Source organism: Paenibacillus sp., assembly GCF_031177825.1.
In the GTDB taxonomy this organism is placed as follows: Bacteria; Bacillota; Bacilli; order Paenibacillales; family YIM-B00363; genus Paenibacillus_AE.
This window is the reverse complement of the sequence record NZ_JAPSKE010000002.1, coordinates 301,177-316,902: the sequence shown is the minus strand read 5'-3', so window position 1 is coordinate 316,902 and position 15,726 is coordinate 301,177. Positions and strand designations below refer to the sequence as shown.

Sequence of the window (15,726 nt, the reverse complement as noted above, 5' to 3'; positions counted from 1 at the left end):
GTTATTCGAGGCGGCCCTCTTGTTCCGCGACGACGCGGATGGACTCGTAATCCTCGTTGCTGGTCGGCGCGAAGCCGGAGATGCCGAAGCCGGACAAGATCGACTCGTCGGAAATAGAGACGAACGTATCCTGCAGCTTCTTAATCAGTTCGGCGTCCGTGCCTTTCTTGACGGCCCATGGATATTGATACAGTTCATCGGATCGCCAAATCACCTTGAACTGATTCCCGTCGATCGTGCCTTGTTCGACGAGGTTGTCGTAGATCGCGCTGTCGATCGCGCCGGCGTCCACATCCTTATTCTGCACCGCGATCGCCGTAATATCGTGCGACCCCGTATAGCGAACTTCCTTCAGCTTCGATTCCGTCTCCGAAACGAGCACGCCCCGCGCCTTCAATTCGACGCCCGGCACAAGCGAGCCGGAGGTGCTGCTCGGGTCTCCGAAAGCGAACGAGACGGCGCCCGGGTCGGCGAACAATTCGTCGAGCGAATTCCAAGGGTTGTCCTTGTGCGTAATAATGTAAGAATAATAGAGCGGCTTCCCCTTCACCAATTGGACGACGATCGCTTCCGCGCCGCTCTTGTGATGCGCGACGACGTAAGTCAGCGGACCGAAGAACGCCATATCGACATGGCCGAAGTTCATCGCTTCGACGACGCCGTTATAATCCGGATAATCCGAAATCTCGACTTCGCGGTCAAGCGCGTCGGACAGAATCGTCTGCAGCTTCTTCATCGCTTCGCCGAGCTGCCCTTCGGTTTGTACGGGAATGACGGCGATGTTGAACGGCTCGTCCGCCTTGGCGCCCGATCCCGCGCAGCCGGCCAGGGCGGTCAGCGCCAGTACAATGGATAATAAAGACAGTAATGCGGTTTTGGAAAATGTCATCCTCTTCTTCTCTCCGTCTCTCGTAGGTTTCCTGAAATTCACGACCCTAATGAAAAATATTCAACGATTACTGTAACAAACGCCCTTCGCATTTGTAAAGACGCGAAGGGCGCTTTTTCGTTACCTATAGATTTCGGCAGCGTTGTCGAGGAACAACCGAATCATCGGATCCGACGCGCGAGTCGCTTCGAAGGCGGCATAAAAGCTTCGGTCGGTCGGCAGCTCGGCGATCGTCCGCAACGCGCGCGGCAGCGACAGCGCCCAACGGGAGACGACCGTGGCGCCGACGCCGGCTTCGGCGAGCGCCATCGCCGATTCCGTCGAGGACGATACCGCGGCCGTCTTCAAACTAGCCGCGGACAGGCCGATCCCCGCGAGCGCCCGATCGAGCGCCTGCCGCGTGCCGGAGCCTTCCTCCCGCAGGACGAAGGGCAACGCGGTCCAATCCGGACGGGCGCCGGCGGAGTCCCCCGTCTGAGGTTCGAGGACGGCATCCGCAGCCGCGACGACGACGAGCATGTCCGGAACGACCGGGACGAATTGCAGGACGGGGGAGGGGCGGCGAACGCCGACGAACGCGACGTCGATGTGCCGCTGCTCGAGCCGCGACAATACGGCGTCCGAGCCTTCTTCGACGACCGACAGCTCGACATGCGGATACCGCTCGATAAGCCGCTTCGCGATGGCCGGGAGCAAGTAGGAAGCGGGTACCGTCGAGGCGCCGATGCGGAGCTTTCCCGAGGGGACGCCGGCGCGCGAACGGCATTCGGCCGCGAGCGCATCCCACTCGGCCAGCATCGCCTTCCCGCGCTCGTAGACGAGCCTCCCGGCCGCGGTCGGCTCGACGCCCCCGGTACGGTGGAACAACGGGAGCCCGAGCTCGTCCTCCAGCGCTTTGACTTGCTTGCTCAGCGCGGACGGGGTTAGCCCGAGGGCGCCGGCCGCTTCCGTAAAGCTGCGGCGATCGACGATGTTCACGAACGATTGCAATCTTTTCAGCTGCATGGCGAAAAGCGTCACTTCCTTTTTACGCACGAGGATCTTAAGTGTAGTATACACGTCTGAAAGCCGACATGCGTTGGAATCTAATCTTTTTGTAAATCTACTTAAATAAGTAGAAAAATGTGGTAGAATCTGGACGTTGGTCAAAAAACGCGAATGGATCCGAGAGGGGAAGCGAGCATGCGCAAGAATACATGGAAGCAAGGCGTGTTGGCGGCGACAGTGGCATTCAACGTAATGGCGGTGCCGGTATGGGCGTCGGCGGCGGAGGAAACCGGGCCGGTCGTCAAGCTGCGAGTGTTGGAAACGACGGATTTGCACACGAATATGGTCAACTACGATTATTTCGCGGACAAGCCGACGGACGAATACGGCTTCGCTAAGACCGCGACGCTCATCAAGCAAGCTCGCGCGGAAGCGAAAAACAGCTTGCTGTTCGATAACGGCGATCTCATTCAAGGCAACCCGCTCGGCGATTACGTCGCCAAGGTGGATCCGCTGCAGCAAGGCGAGACTCATCCGGTCTATAAAGCTATGAATCTATTCGGATACGACGCGGGCAACATCGGAAACCACGAATTCAACTTCGGCTTAGATTTCCTGGCTACGTCGCTCGCAGGCGCGGATTTCCCATATGTGAACGCGAACGTATACGTCGATGACGGCGACGCGGACGAATCGAACGACCGTCATTATTTCGAGCATCCGTACCTTATTCTCGACCGCGAAGTCGTCGACGAAGCGGGGAACAAGCATACGATCAAGGTCGGCGTCATCGGCTTCGTTCCTCCGCAAATCATGGCATGGGACAAGGCCCATCTGGAGGGGAAGGTCGTCGCGAAGGACATCATTAAGACGGCGGAAGCGCTCGTACCCAAGATGAAGGAAGAAGGCGCGGACATCGTCGTGGCGATCCCGCACTCCGGCTTCGAAACCGTCCCGCAAACCGACAATATGGAAAACGCGACATACTACCTGAGCGAAGTGCCGGGCATCGACGTCATCCTGTTCGGACATGCGCACAAGAACTTCCCGGATCCGTCCTTCGCGAATACGCCGGGCATCGATTTGGAAAAGGGTACCATCAACGGCGTGGCCGCCGCGATGCCGGGATTCTGGGGCAACCATCTCGGCGTCGTGGACCTTGTGCTCACCCAAGTCGACGGCGAATGGACGGTGTCGGATTCGAAGGTCGAGCTGAGGGAAATTTACGACGCGACGGCGAAGACAGCGCTCGTCGAAGCCGATCCGGCCGTGGTGGAAGCGGTGGAAGCCGAGCATCACGCGACGATCGAATACGTTCGAGGTCCGGTCGGCGAGACGTCGGCTCCGATCACCAGCTTCTTCGCGCTGCTGCAGGACGACCCTTCGATTCAGATCGTAACGGATGCGCAGACCGCTTATATCGAGAAGGCGCTGCAAGGCACGGACTACGAAGGTCTGCCGATTTTATCCGCGGGCGCTCCGTTCAAGGCGGGCGGCCGTCAAGGTCCGAACTATTATACGAACATCCCCGCGGGACCGCTCGCGATTAAGAACGTGGCGGACCTGTACCTGTACTCGAACACGGTGCACGCGGTATGGCTGACGGGCGCGGAAGTGAAGGAGTGGCTCGAGTGGACGGCGGGACAATTTCTGACGATCGATCCGGCTTCCGCGGAGGCGCAGCCGCTCGTGGATCCTGCGTTCCCGACGTACAACTTCGACGTCATCGACGGCGTCACGTACGAGCTCGACGTGACGCAGCCGCCTCGCTACGACGCGAGCGGCAAGGAGCTCGCGAATCCGGATTCGCATCGCGTCGTCAACCTGCAATATAACGGCAAACCGATCGATCCGGAGCAGAAGTTCGTCGTCGCGACGAACAACTACCGCGCTTCGTCCTCGCTTCGCGCCAATCCGGACGGCCAACGCATTATCGTGAAGGCGCCGGACGAGAACCGCCAAGCGGTCATCGACTACATCCGCGACAACGGAACGATCAACCCGTCGGCGGACGGCAACTGGAAGCTGGCGAACACGTTCGGTTCGGCGAAGGTGACGTTCACGACGTCCCCGGCCGCGGCCGCGTTCGCGAAGTCGATGGATACGCTGCAATACCTTGGCGAGACGGCCGACGGCTATGCGGAATACCGCGTCGTCTTGAGCGGCAAGTCGGCGCAAGCGGCTGAGCCTACGCCAGCGCCTGCTCCAACGCCGGACGCAGAGCAATCTTACGTCGTGAAACCGGGGGACAACCTTACGAAAATCGCGAAAACGTACGGCGTCGCTTGGCAGCAAATCGCGAATCGCAACCAACTGAAAAATCCGAATCTGATTTATCCGAAACAAGTGCTCGTCATTCCGACCAAGTAAGACGATTCGGCCTGATTCGACCCGGGGGGAAACCCTCGGGTTTTCTTTTTCATTTTCGAGGGAGGAGAACGCATGAAAATGGACGCGACAGCAAAAAATACCAACGGTGAACCATAACGGGGGGAGCGCCATGGCGATGCGCAGGGATCGGCGGACGTTCCGCCGGAAAATCGCGGAAATCAGCATGTTCGGAACGACGCATATGCATTTCCGCAACCCGTGGGTCGTCGCTTGGTGGTCGGCGGCGTTCCCGGGAACGGGACATCTGTTGCTGCAAAAATACATGCGGGGATTTCTGCTCTTCATCTGGGAGATGTTCGTCAACACGAAGTCTCAGCTGAACATGGCGATGGTATATTCGTTTAACGGACAGATCGAGCAGGCCAAGGCGGTGCTCGATCTGAGGTGGATGGCGCTGTACGCGCCGGTGTATTTGTTTACGATCTACGACAGCTACCGGACATGCGTGGACATGAACAAGTTCACGATGCTCGCCAGGCACGAGAACGCGCCGATCCGCAGCTTCTGTCTCGGGCCGTTCGAGATCAATTATTTGGATAAGCGGAAGCCTTGGATCGCCTTCGCATGGTCGCTGCTCGGGCCGGGCATGGGGTATTTTTACGCGCATCGGATCGTGAACGCGTTGTTCGCCACGGTCACTTGGATCGTGTTCGTCTATTACTCGAAGCTGTACATCGTGTTTTATTATTCGCTCCTCGGACAGATCGATATAGCGCTTGCCGAGATCGATTGGGAGTGGTTTATGTTTATCCCGTCGATCTATTGTTTTACGGCGTACGACGCTTATGTCAGTACCGTAGAATCCAACAAGCTGTTCGACCTGGAATTGAAGCAGCACTTCCGGAACGTGTACGGCTCGAAAGAAGCGCTCCCGAGCTTGAAGACGAAGGAAAGTTGAGGAGAGTCGAATTGCACGTCATCGCATCCTTCCATTACTCCACGTATATCGAGATCGCGTTGGCCGAACTGGAGCAGCAGGGCATCGATCGCAAGCGCTTGATCGCCGTACCGTTGGAGACGCGTCCTAGCGGCCGCACGCTAGTCGATACGATGTATCGTTCGGACGGAGAATCGCTGATCGACGCCGGAATGGCGCTCGGCGCCGCCGTCTCCGTCGTCACGGCCTCTCTTGGCATGACGCTCGCCTGGGGGCCTGTGTATTGGGGGCTGATCGGCGCAGCGGGAGGCTTTACCGTCGGCTTTCTCATCGACTGGTCGCTGACTCGCAGGCGAAGGCGCAGGTCCGCTCGGAAGAAAGGCGGCGAAGTCGTCTTGGTCGTCGATTGCGAGCCGCATCAAGCGGACCGAGTGGCCGACACCTTGTGGCGGCATCAGGCGCTTGGCGTCGCGGTAGTGTCTTGAAGACGCCGGAATCGTACGTACGAAACTTTGAACTCGACGTTGTAGGAGGAATTGGTTTGAACCGTAAAATGCGTCCCGTATTGGCCGTCGTCGTCCCATGTTACAACGAAGAAGCCGTGTTGCCGGAGACGATCCGCCGGATACGGCAGCAGCTCGACCGGCTGAGCGGGCAAGGAAGCATCGCGCCGGACAGCTATATGTTGTTCGTCGACGACGGGAGCGCCGACAGCACGTGGCCGATCATCGCCGCTTATCACGAGCGGGACGCCGCGGTGCGCGGCCTGAAGCTGGCGTGCAACGTGGGTCATCAACACGCGCTCTTGTCCGGTTTGATGCACGCGAAGGACGACGCCGATTGCGTCATCTCGATCGACGCGGATTTGCAGGACGACGTGGAGGCGTTCGGCGATTTCGTGGAAGCGTATCGCCAAGGCAGCGACATCGTCTATGGGGTGCGCGCGGCGCGGAAGGAAGACACCCCGTTCAAACGATGGACCGCGGTCCTGTTTTACCGGTTGATGCGTCGGATGGGCACGCCCGTCATTCACAACCACGCCGATTATCGGCTGATGAGCGCGAAGGCGCTGGAGCAGCTTGCCTGCTATCGGGAGTCGAATCTGTTCCTGCGGGGACTCATTCCGCAGCTCGGACTGCCTTCCTCGGTCGTGACGTACGACCGGCACGCGCGTTTCGCGGGCGAGTCGAAGTATCCGCTGCGCAAGATGATTTCGTTCGCTTGGAACGGCATCACGTCGCTGAGCGTCGCGCCGATCCGGCTCGTCATGGCGGCCGGTCTGACGGTGTTCGCGGCGGGCATGCTGGCCGGGGCGTATGCGCTTTACTCGCACGGCCGAGGCGCCGCCGTGCCCGGCTGGACGTCCATGATGCTGACGGCTTGGCTGCTCGGCGGCATCCAACTGATCAGCCTCGGCATCGTCGGGGAATATGTGGGGAAGGTGTATAAGGAGACGAAGCGGCGGCCGCCGTATTTCATCGAAGCGACGGCCGGCGCTTCCCGAGGCGAGCTCCATCGGCAGCGAGCGGGCGCGCCGGCGGTTCACGCGGAGGAGCGCGCCTCCGCCGAAGCGCTGCAGTAAGCTTCGAAAAAACAATAGAACCCTCGCCTCCGTTGGGCTACAATGGAAGCAGACGACTTGGGACGGCGAGGTGGAACGCATGTTTTACGCGATACGAATCGACAAGAAGGTAGTATGGGGCCTATTCGGCGTTTATACTGCCTTTTTGCTTTATATGATGCTTCTCGGATTCGGACGAACGCTGCCCGGCGGGCAAGCTCTCGAGTATCGATGGAATCTCGTTCCGTTCGATACGATTCATCGGTACGTGTTTCACTCGAATGCGTTCAACACCGGGACGTGGGCGATCAACTTGTTCGGCAACGTCGGCGTCTTCATTCCGTACGGGCTGCTTCTGCCCGCGCTGCTGAAGCGTTGCCGGTCGCTGCTCGGCATGCTTGCCGCGTTCTTGTCCGGTCTGTTCGTGGCCGAGCTGCTCCAGCTTGTTTTTCGGGTCGGAAGCTTCGATGTGGACGACTTCATCTTGAATAGCTTGGGGGCTTGCTGCGGGTATGCCGCATATGCGTTATGGCGCCGGCGCAGCCGATCGGGGGGAGCTCCGTGAATCGAACGACGCGCCCCGTCGTCGTCGCGTTCGGCGAGCAAGCGATGATCGTCTCGTTCGGGGAAACGTTCGATCCGGGGACGCATCGACAAGTCGTTCGGCTGTCGCGAGAGCTCGAGACGGCGCCGTTCCCGGGGTTTATCGAGGTAGTGCCCGCGTATGCGTCGGTGTGCGTTTATTTCGATGCGCTCTCGATGATCGATCAAGGGTTCGCCGGGGACGGTTCGACGCCGCACGAGGCCGTTCGCCGATGGCTGGAGGAACGGATCGACCGGTTGCAGCCGGACGCCGCGGAGAGAGACGGGAAGACGGTGCGTATCCCCGTCTGTTATTGCGAGCGGTGCGGCCCGGATTTGCCGGCGGTGGCGTCAGGGAGCGGGCTCGCCGCGGAGGCGGCCGCCTCGTTGCACGCCGGAGCGCGACATACCGTGTCCATGATCGGATTTCTGCCGGGGTTCCCGTACCTGAGCGGGCTCCCGGAGCCCCTCTTCGCGCCGCGGCTCGATACGCCTCGCGCGGTCGTGCCGCGGGGCAGCGTCGCGGTGGCGGGGCGGCAGACCGGCATTTATCCCGCGGCGAGCCCGGGAGGCTGGCGCTTAATCGGCCGGACGGCTGCGCTTCTGTTCGACGCGGAACGGGCCGCGCCTAGCCTGCTGGAAATCGGCGACACAGTGACGTTCGAGCCGATCGCTCACGAGGAGCTGGAGCGGGGCATGCGAGAGAGGGGGTGGCACTCGTGACGCTGCTCGTGCGAAAGCCCGGGTTGTGGACGACCGTGCAGGACGGCGGGAGGCGCGGGTGGCAGCGCTACGGCGTTCCCGTCGGCGGACCGATGGACGCCGCGTCCTTCGCCGCCGCCAATGCGTTGGTCGGCAACGGAGACGATGCGGCGGTTATGGAGCTGACGTTCGCAGGCGGGATCTACGAGGCGGCCGCCGACTTGACGATCGCCGTGTGCGGCGCGGACTTGTCGCCGACCGTCGACGGCGAACCGCTTCCGATGTGGCGTCCCGTCGACGTGCCGGCAGGCTCCGAGCTGCGCTTCGGATCGGCGCGAGTCGGGCGATACGCCTACCTTGCGGTCGCGGGCGGCTTCCGGACGGCCGTGGCGCTCGGCAGCCGCTCGACCGTGCCGCGGGACGCGCTTCCGGGCGCCTCCGGCCGACCGTTGGCCGACGGCGACGCGCTGCCGACGGCGCCCGTCGCGGCGGGCCGCCGTCCGCGCGGCCCCTATGAAGCGGCAAGCTGGTTTCTCGGCGAGCCGTGGCGCTTCTCCGCGCCGGCCGTCGCGGGCGAGCGCGTCGTCCGCGCGATGCCCGGCGCGGAATGGGAACGCTTCGACGCGGTGACGCGCCGGGCGATCGAGGCCGGCGAATGGACCTGCGTCGTTCGCGCCGAGTCGGATCGGATGGGCTATCGGCTACGGCCGGTCCGTCCGCCGCAGCTTGCGGGCGGGGCGAGCTTGCTGTCGTCGGCGGTGACGTTCGGTACGGTGCAGGTGCCGCCCGACGGCCAACCGATCGCGTTAATGGCCGACCGGCAGACGACGGGCGGGTATCCGAGAATGCTGCAGATCGCGGCGGCCGACGCAGGATGTCTTGCGCAGGCGAGGCCCGGCGACGTCGTCCGGTTCCGGCTGATCGCTCCGGAGGAGGCAAGCGCCGTATGGATCGAACGAATGCATCGGCTTCGTTGGCTGCGGTACCGCGTGCGTTGGGCGGAACGCGAGAGGAACAGGTAGAAAGGGAGAGAGACACATGATCGTCGAAATCGATCTGAACTGCGATACGGGCGAAAGCTATGGCGCGTACCGCCTCGGCGACGACGACGCCTTGCTTCGGCGCGTGAGCTCGGCGAACGTCGCCTGCGGCTTCCATGCCGGAGACGCGACGGTTATGCGCCGCACGGTGCGAACGTGCTTGACGCACGGCGTGCGGATCGGCGCCCATCCGGGTCTGCCGGACTTGCAGGGCTTCGGCCGGCGCGCCATGGCGCTGTCTCCCGACGACGTGTACGATATTGCGCTGTACCAGATCGGCGCGCTGCAAGCGATCGCGGCAGCGGAGGGCGGACGCGTCGAACACGTCAAGCCCCACGGGGCGCTGTACCATATGGCCGAAACGGACGACTCGGTCGCGGAGGCGCTCGCCCGCGCCGCCGCGCGGACGGGCGGGCTGACGCTCGTCGGGCTGTCGGGCGGCCGGCTGGTCGCCGCGGGACGCGCCGCCTCGGTACCCGTGTGGGAAGAGGCGTTCGCCGACCGCGCATACCGGAGCGATGGCGCCTTGCTGCCGCGCTCCATGCCGGGCGCCGTCCTCGATACCCCGTCCGCCGCGGCGGAACAGGCGCTGCGGCTCGCAAGAGACGGGGAGGCGATCGCGAGCGACGGGCAGGTCGTATCCCTCAAAGTCGATACGATCTGCATTCACGGCGACGGTCCTCATGCGGCGGAAACCGCGGATGCGATCCGCGCCGCCTTGGCGGCTGCAGGCATACGAATCGGGAGGGGAACGCATGGAACGACTTGAGCGGGAAGAAAAGCTCCGCCGGGCGAAGCAAGTCGCGACGGCCGCGGCCGAAGCCGCGGGCCGGTACGCGAAGGAACGGTTCTTGACGACATACGACGTTACGGAGAAGGACGAGCACGGCGATCTCGTCACGGATGTGGATGTCGAGGCGGAGCGTCTCATTCTCGAGACGATCCGCGCCTCGTTCCCGCACGACGCGATCCGCAGCGAGGAGACCGGCTGGAGCGGCGTCGAAGGCGACTGGCTCTGGCTCGTGGATCCGCTCGACGGGACGAACAACTTCGCGATCGGCCTACCCGCCTTCGGGGTTGCGATTACGCTCCTGTATCGGAAGGAGCCCGTCGTCGGCGTCGTGTACGAGTCGGTCACCGAACGGATGTACGCCGCCGTCGCGGGGCAGGGGGCAACCTGCAACGGAGTGCCGCTCGACGCGTCGGGCGCCGGGACGGTGAAGCCGCTTCGGAATCGGACGGTCGGCTGGATCCAAGGACACCGAGTCCAGAAGGAACCGGGAGCGATGCGGCTGAAATCGCTGCTGGACGAATCGTGCAAGCGCGCGCTGCGATTATGGGCCCCCGCGCTGCTGTGGACGATGTTGGCCCGCGGGCAGCTCGACGGCATCGTATTGTACGATTCCGAGGGAGACGATCTATACGCGGGCGTCTTGATCGCGAAAGAAGCGGGGGCGGCCGTTCTCCGCTTCGACGGTACGCCGTTCGACGGAATGGACGAGTCTCCTTATCTCGTCGCCGGGCGCGGGGATGTTCCGGAGCAGCTGCTACGACTCGCGAAAGACGCCTCTTCCGCATAAAACTGCTCTTCCGGCAGAACGCTAATCGTACCGCGGGTCGCAAGGCGACGCGGCAACGAAGGCGAACGAAGGAGGGGGAGCCACGATGTCGGATACGTCCGAATTCGTACGGAAGGTTCACGAGACGCAAGCGAAGGACGAGAAGAACAGAAAGCTGCAAGGCGCGAATCATCCGGATGAAAAACTGCCGAACCATCAGCATCGCAAAGGCAGAGGAGACTAATCGCAACGAACGCGAGCCCCGCTCGACCCTCGAAGCCGCCGACCCGAACGGGAGGCGCCGAGCGTCCTGCGGGGCTCTTCCGCATGCGTCGGGGGGAAGGTCAGCCGGCCGCGCTGCGATTCGCCTCGATGAGCTTGTTCTTAATGAATTGGATCTTCTTCTTAGCGAAAAAATCGAGCGGCGCGCCCGACAACTCCTTCGGCCGAATTGTAGCGTTCGTAGCGTTGTCGAAAATGGTGACCGTGCCGTTCGGATAAAACCGGAACGTGTAATCGTAACCTCGCTCGATGAATCGATAATTCTGCAGCTTTGTTGTCATGGGATACACCGCCTTATGGGAACGTTTGTTTGTATTGAGTATAGCAAACATTCGTTCGGTTGTGAAGGGATAATTTCCATTATTTCGACGGTTGTTCGCGGGGAAGGAATTTTTCCGGGACGGCCCGAATACATAAATGAGAATTTATACAAAAGGCGGCGGTAAAACACATGTTCGGTAAGAAGTTCTTGCATGCGGCGTGGGATTGGGGCAAGACGGGGGTCGTCGCGGTCGTCGCCGCGATTTTGATAAATTCCTATGTCCTACAGGCGTTCCAGGTCAAGGGAGAGTCGATGCTGCCGACGCTGCACAATGCCGATTCGACGTTCGCGTTGAAAATTCAGTCCGCTTACGATTACGGAGACATCGTCATTATCGACAGCCGGATCGGCGAACCTCGTTCTTGGCTCGACCCGGTGCTGGAGCATCCGCTGATCGCCCGGCTGCGCGGGGATGAGGCGGAGTACCTGTGGGTGAAGCGCATCGTCGGCAAGCCCGGAGACAAGCTGGAGTTTCGGGACGGGCAAGTCATCCGCAACGGGACGCCTGTGGACGAGCCGTACGTACTGGAACCGATGCAAGCCGCGCCCGAGCCCGTCGTCGTTCCGGAAGGGAAGCTGTTCGTCATGGGCGACAACCGCAACAACAGCACGGACAGCCGCATCATCGGAAGCATCCCGCGCGAGAACGTGATCGGCAAGGTCATTTTTACATACTAGGATTTTACACACTAGAATCGAGAGAGGCTGCGACATGAACGACAGGCATCCTGAGAGTACGCTTTCGAACCGCTGGCTGGTCGAACGTTCCATCGCCGGACTCGGGGACGCGCTGCGCCGAGGCGAAACGACGAGCGAACGGCTCGTTCTTCTTTACATCGAACGGATTCGGGAGCTGGATCGGGAAGGCATGAGCATCAACTCGGTCCTCGAGTTGAATCCCGACGCGGCGCGCATCGCGAGGGAGAGGGACCGGGAGCGCGCGGAAGGAACGGTTCGCGGACCGCTGCACGGCATTCCGATTCTGCTGAAGGACAACATCGACACGGCCGACCGGATGCATACGAGCGCGGGGTCGGTCGCCTTGGCCGAGTCGTTCGCGGACGAGGACGCCTTCGTCGCCGCCAAGCTGCGGCAAGCGGGGGCGGTTCCGCTCGGGAAGACGAACATGACGGAGTGGGCCAACTTCATGGCGGAAAATATGCCTTCCGGTTACAGTTCCAGAGGCGGACAAGTATTAAATCCTTATCATCCGGGCGTCGCGTTCGTCGGCGGCTCGAGCTCGGGCTCCGGCGCAGCGGTCGCGGCGAGCTTCGCCGCCGCGGCGATCGGAACCGAGACGTCGGGCTCGATCATCTCTCCGGCGAGTCAGCATAACGCCGTCGGCATCAAGCCGACGATCGGGCTCGTCTCGCGCACCGGCATCATTCCGATCGCGCACAGCCAAGACACGGCGGGGCCGATCGCGCGCACGGTGGCCGACGCGGCGGCGGTGCTTACGGCGATCGCCGGCGCCGATCCCGCCGATGCGGCGACGTCCGCCCTCGAGGGTCGGCCGCCGCTCGACTATACCGCTTACCTCGACGCCGATGGGCTTCGCGGCGCGCGAATCGGCGTCCCGCGGGCCTACTATAAGGAGCTTCCCGAGGAGACGGCCGTCCGCATGGAGGAAGGGATCGCCGCTCTTCGCGCGGCGGGCGCGGTCGTCGTCGATCCCGTTTCGATCCCGTCGGAAGGCGACGAGTGGGACTACGTCGTCCTGAAATACGAGTTCAAACCGGATTTGAACGCCTATTTGTCCCGACTCGGTCCGCACGTCCCCGTCCATTCGTTGGAGGAGCTGATCGCCTACAACGAGAGGCATGCCGATCGGGCGCTCAAATACGGGCAGTCCGTCTTGATCGAGTCGCAGGCGACGTCCGGTACGTTGCTGGATCCCGAATACGTCGAAGCGCGGCGCGCCGATTTGGAACGTTCTCGAACGCAAGGCATCGACTTCGTTCTGGCCGAACATCGCCTCGACGCGCTCGTCTTCCCGAACAATTGGGGCTGCGGCATCGCATGCAAGGCGGGCTATCCCCTCGTCACCGTGCCCGCGGGGTTCGCCGGCCGCGATCCGGTCGGTCTTACGTTCACGGCGGGCGCCTTCTCCGAGCCCGACTTGATCCGCTTCGCGTACGCGTTCGAACAAGCGACGAAGCATCGCCGCGCGCCCGACGGGTTCGCCGGCGAGTAGGACGGGCCGTTATGCATTCGAGGAACGGTTTTGTTATGATAGGAACGAACGAGTACAAGGAGGTTCACAACCATGTCGAAACTTAGAGTCGCCGTCATCGGATGCGGTTCGATCGCCATTCATCGCCACGTCCCCGAATATGCGGCCCGCGAAGACGTCGAGCTCGTCGCCTTCGTCGATCCCGTCGCCGAGCGCGCGCAGAAGCTGTCGACGCAGTACGGCGGCAACGTGTACACGGACCACAATGCGATGCTCGCGGCGGAGAAACCCGACGCGGTCAGCGTCTGCACGCCGAACGCGCTGCACGCGGCGGTTTCGATCGACGCGGCGAACGCGGGCGCGCACGTCCTGTGCGAGAAGCCGATGGCCGTCTCCGCGGAAGAAGCGCGGCAGATGATCGACGCGGCGCGCAAGAACGGCGTGTATTTGATGATCGGACACAACCAACGGTATATGCCGCCTCACGCGAAGGCGAAGGAAATTTTGAAATCCGGCAAGCTCGGCAACGTATTGACGTTCCGCACGTCGTTCGGTCATCCGGGGCCGGAGGGCTGGAGCGTCGAGGGCAAGGGCGGCTGGTTCTTCCAGAAGTCCAAGGCGTACGTCGGCGCGATGGGCGATCTCGGCGTACATAAGGCCGACTTGATCCGGTGGATGTTGGACGACGAGGTGGAGGACGTAGGCGCCTTCGTAGGCACGCTGCACAAGGAAGACACGGACGTCGACGATAACGCGACATGCATTCTGCGCATGAAGAGCGGCGCGATCGGCACGCTCGTCGCATCCTGGACGTACTACCGCGGCGAGGACAACAGCACGGTGCTCTGGTGCGAGAACGGCGTCATGAAGATCGGCACGGACCCGGACGACCAAGTCATCGTCGAGCTGCGCGACGGTTCGGTGGAGAAGCATAAAGTCGGCGGCATCTCAACGAACGAAAAGCAGCTGGCGAGCGGCGTCATCGATGCGTTCGTCGCTTCGATTCTAACGAAGACGCCGCCTTCGATCTCCGGCGAAGAAGGCGCGAAGTCGCTGGCGGTGATCTTGGCCGCGATGGAATCCCAAGCGAAGGGCACGATCGTCAAAGTAACGTAAGCCTCTTTCGCGCAAGCAAGCTCCCCGCTCCGGGTCGTCCGGATCGCGCGGAGCTTTTTCTATTGGTGGGGACGGAGGGGCGTCCTTCGCGGATATCCATCGGAAAAGGCGGCCGCCGCTTTGACGGGAACGTCATTTTCGTGCACAATTAAAGTACTATTCTCAGGAGAGCGGAGGAACCAAGCATGCTGGCGCAAGAGATGATCGATGCGATGTCGAAGCGCGGGCTTCGCGTGACCGACCAGCGCCGCACGTTGGCGCGGCTGTTCGCAGAGGCGCCGGGCTATTTGTCCGCGAAGGACGTATACGAGGAAATGGGCAAGACGTACGGCGGGCTCAGCTTCGATACGGTGTACCGCAATTTGCGAGTGCTGCAGGAGATGGACGTGCTCGAGCAATTCGTCTTCGAGGACGGGGTGAAGTTCAAGGCGCACTGCCGGGAGCACGGGCACCATCATCATGCGATCTGCCTGCATTGCGAGAAGACGTATGCCGTCCCGTTCTGTCCGCTGGACATTCAAGTGGAGCTGCCGCAAGGCTTCAACGTCGTGAAGCATAAGTTCGAGTTGTTCGGTTACTGCGAAGCGTGCGGTCCGCAAGCGGAGGCCGGAGGGGCCGAGCGATGATGCGAAGCATCGTCAAGGCGCCGATCCACGTATATCGCAAGGCGATCTCGCCGCTGCTGCCGCCGATGTGCCGCTATTACCCGAGCTGCTCCGCGTACGCGCTCGAGGCGATCGACGTGCACGGGCCGCTGCGGGGCGGATGGCTGGCGGCCAAGAGAATCGCGCGCTGTCATCCGTTCCATCCCGGGGGAGTCGATCCCGTCCCGCCGAAGCGGGAGAGGTAGGGGCATTCGCCCCTCGACGGAGGCATCCGCGCAAGAGCCGGCACGGCTCGCTTGACTTCCGAAAGCCGGACCACTATAGTGTTGAGTAAATACACACAATCGTTTCCATGATGAGATGAGTACGGAGCGTTCGATTATCGCAGAGAGCCGGGACAGGTGAAAGCCGGCATAATCGGAATCCGGAAGATGGTCTCGGAGAAATGGCCGTCGAGCGGACTCGAATCCACGATTCGTCGCGCAAGGCGGGCACGTCATCCGGCGTTAACGGAGCTTCAGTTCGGCGCATCGTCGAACTCGACAAGCCGAAGCGGCGCGAGCTCTTCGGGAACTTGGGTGGTACCGCGTGAGCGCAATCGGCTCTCGTCCCTTGATCGGGACGGGGGCTTTTTATTATG

Annotated in this window: 18 protein-coding genes; 15 read left to right on the top strand and 3 right to left on the bottom strand. The window is 62.0% G+C overall.

The window, feature by feature from the left end; all coding sequences use genetic code 11:
• Position 1: 1 nt before the first annotated feature.
• On the bottom strand, positions 2–889 hold the full coding sequence (phnD, locus tag RIN49_RS03660) for a phosphate/phosphite/phosphonate ABC transporter substrate-binding protein (RefSeq protein WP_309118797.1): 888 nt from the start codon (positions 887–889) through the stop codon (positions 2–4).
• Between the two features lie 120 nt (positions 890–1,009).
• Positions 1,010–1,894, bottom strand: a complete 885-nt coding sequence (locus RIN49_RS03655; protein ID WP_309118796.1) for a LysR substrate-binding domain-containing protein — start codon at positions 1,892–1,894, stop codon at positions 1,010–1,012.
• Between the two features lie 177 nt (positions 1,895–2,071).
• Here RIN49_RS03655 and RIN49_RS03650 point away from each other — a divergent pair, with 177 nt between their 5' ends.
• From RIN49_RS03650 to RIN49_RS03605, 10 genes are all read left to right on the top strand, one after another.
• Complete coding sequence (locus tag RIN49_RS03650; RefSeq protein ID WP_309118795.1) at positions 2,072–4,246, top strand: bifunctional 2',3'-cyclic-nucleotide 2'-phosphodiesterase/3'-nucleotidase; 2,175 nt, start codon at positions 2,072–2,074, stop codon at positions 4,244–4,246.
• A 130-nt stretch (positions 4,247–4,376) separates the two neighbouring features.
• A complete protein-coding gene (locus RIN49_RS03645) occupies positions 4,377–5,165 on the top strand; it encodes a hypothetical protein (protein ID WP_309118794.1) in 789 nt (262 codons plus the stop codon).
• Positions 5,166–5,176: 11 nt separating this feature from the next.
• Positions 5,177–5,629, top strand: a complete 453-nt coding sequence (locus tag RIN49_RS03640; RefSeq protein ID WP_309118793.1) for a hypothetical protein — start codon at positions 5,177–5,179, stop codon at positions 5,627–5,629.
• A 56-nt stretch (positions 5,630–5,685) separates the two neighbouring features.
• The gene (locus RIN49_RS03635) at positions 5,686–6,726 is read left to right on the top strand and encodes a glycosyltransferase (RefSeq protein WP_309118792.1); all 1,041 of its coding nucleotides are present in this window, start codon (positions 5,686–5,688) and stop codon (positions 6,724–6,726) included.
• Between the two features lie 79 nt (positions 6,727–6,805).
• On the top strand, positions 6,806–7,270 hold the full coding sequence (locus RIN49_RS03630; protein ID WP_309118791.1) for a VanZ family protein: 465 nt from the start codon (positions 6,806–6,808) through the stop codon (positions 7,268–7,270).
• Complete coding sequence (gene pxpB / locus RIN49_RS03625; RefSeq protein WP_309118790.1) at positions 7,267–8,010, top strand: 5-oxoprolinase subunit PxpB; 744 nt, start codon at positions 7,267–7,269, stop codon at positions 8,008–8,010. The genes RIN49_RS03630 and pxpB overlap by 4 nt, the downstream gene beginning before the upstream one ends.
• Complete coding sequence (locus RIN49_RS03620; RefSeq protein WP_309118789.1) at positions 8,007–9,011, top strand: 5-oxoprolinase subunit C family protein; 1,005 nt, start codon at positions 8,007–8,009, stop codon at positions 9,009–9,011. The genes pxpB and RIN49_RS03620 overlap by 4 nt, the downstream gene beginning before the upstream one ends.
• 19 nt (positions 9,012–9,030) lie before the next feature.
• On the top strand, positions 9,031–9,798 hold the full coding sequence (locus RIN49_RS03615; protein ID WP_309118913.1) for a 5-oxoprolinase subunit PxpA: 768 nt from the start codon (positions 9,031–9,033) through the stop codon (positions 9,796–9,798).
• Positions 9,785–10,609, top strand: coding sequence for an inositol monophosphatase family protein (locus RIN49_RS03610; protein WP_309118788.1), 825 nt, complete (start codon positions 9,785–9,787; stop codon positions 10,607–10,609). The genes RIN49_RS03615 and RIN49_RS03610 overlap by 14 nt, the downstream gene beginning before the upstream one ends.
• Before the next feature lie 85 nt (positions 10,610–10,694).
• Positions 10,695–10,832 carry a DUF4023 domain-containing protein gene (locus RIN49_RS03605; protein ID WP_309118787.1) on the top strand — a complete coding sequence of 46 codons (138 nt, stop codon included), beginning with the start codon at positions 10,695–10,697 and terminating at the stop codon, positions 10,830–10,832.
• Between the two features lie 100 nt (positions 10,833–10,932).
• Here RIN49_RS03605 and RIN49_RS03600 read toward each other — a convergent pair whose 3' ends face one another.
• Complete coding sequence (locus tag RIN49_RS03600) at positions 10,933–11,151, bottom strand: hypothetical protein (RefSeq protein WP_309118786.1); 219 nt, start codon at positions 11,149–11,151, stop codon at positions 10,933–10,935.
• A gap of 170 nt (positions 11,152–11,321) precedes the next feature.
• Here RIN49_RS03600 and lepB point away from each other — a divergent pair, with 170 nt between their 5' ends.
• From lepB to yidD, 5 genes are all read left to right on the top strand, one after another.
• Complete coding sequence (gene lepB / locus RIN49_RS03595) at positions 11,322–11,870, top strand: signal peptidase I (RefSeq protein WP_309118785.1); 549 nt, start codon at positions 11,322–11,324, stop codon at positions 11,868–11,870.
• Between the two features lie 34 nt (positions 11,871–11,904).
• Positions 11,905–13,386 (top strand): amidase, encoded by a 1,482-nt coding sequence (locus RIN49_RS03590; RefSeq protein ID WP_309118784.1) that lies wholly within the window; start codon positions 11,905–11,907, stop codon positions 13,384–13,386.
• Positions 13,387–13,458: 72 nt separating this feature from the next.
• Positions 13,459–14,481 (top strand): Gfo/Idh/MocA family protein, encoded by a 1,023-nt coding sequence (locus tag RIN49_RS03585; RefSeq protein ID WP_309118783.1) that lies wholly within the window; start codon positions 13,459–13,461, stop codon positions 14,479–14,481.
• Positions 14,482–14,666: 185 nt separating this feature from the next.
• Positions 14,667–15,107, top strand: a complete 441-nt coding sequence (locus RIN49_RS03580; RefSeq protein WP_309118782.1) for a Fur family transcriptional regulator — start codon at positions 14,667–14,669, stop codon at positions 15,105–15,107.
• Entirely contained in the window at positions 15,107–15,331 is a 225-nt protein-coding gene (gene yidD / locus RIN49_RS03575; protein ID WP_309118912.1) for a membrane protein insertion efficiency factor YidD, read from the top strand. The genes RIN49_RS03580 and yidD overlap by 1 nt, the downstream gene beginning before the upstream one ends.
• Positions 15,332–15,726 lie beyond the last annotated feature (395 nt).

Coding starts and splice junctions, on each gene's coding strand:
- RIN49_RS03580 (WP_309118782.1), top strand. CDS start 14,667: ATGCTGGCGCAAGAGATGATCGATGCGATGTCGAAGCGCGGGCTTCGC.
- RIN49_RS03585 (WP_309118783.1), top strand. CDS start 13,459: ATGTCGAAACTTAGAGTCGCCGTCATCGGATGCGGTTCGATCGCCATT.
- lepB (WP_309118785.1), top strand. CDS start 11,322: ATGTTCGGTAAGAAGTTCTTGCATGCGGCGTGGGATTGGGGCAAGACG.
- RIN49_RS03610 (WP_309118788.1), top strand. CDS start 9,785: ATGGAACGACTTGAGCGGGAAGAAAAGCTCCGCCGGGCGAAGCAAGTC.
- yidD (WP_309118912.1), top strand. CDS start 15,107: ATGCGAAGCATCGTCAAGGCGCCGATCCACGTATATCGCAAGGCGATC.
- RIN49_RS03645 (WP_309118794.1), top strand. CDS start 4,377: ATGGCGATGCGCAGGGATCGGCGGACGTTCCGCCGGAAAATCGCGGAA.
- RIN49_RS03655 (WP_309118796.1), bottom strand. CDS start 1,894: ATGCAGCTGAAAAGATTGCAATCGTTCGTGAACATCGTCGATCGCCGC.
- RIN49_RS03600 (WP_309118786.1), bottom strand. CDS start 11,151: ATGACAACAAAGCTGCAGAATTATCGATTCATCGAGCGAGGTTACGAT.
- RIN49_RS03605 (WP_309118787.1), top strand. CDS start 10,695: ATGTCGGATACGTCCGAATTCGTACGGAAGGTTCACGAGACGCAAGCG.
- RIN49_RS03630 (WP_309118791.1), top strand. CDS start 6,806: ATGTTTTACGCGATACGAATCGACAAGAAGGTAGTATGGGGCCTATTC.
- RIN49_RS03650 (WP_309118795.1), top strand. CDS start 2,072: ATGCGCAAGAATACATGGAAGCAAGGCGTGTTGGCGGCGACAGTGGCA.
- phnD (WP_309118797.1), bottom strand. CDS start 889: ATGACATTTTCCAAAACCGCATTACTGTCTTTATTATCCATTGTACTG.
- RIN49_RS03590 (WP_309118784.1), top strand. CDS start 11,905: ATGAACGACAGGCATCCTGAGAGTACGCTTTCGAACCGCTGGCTGGTC.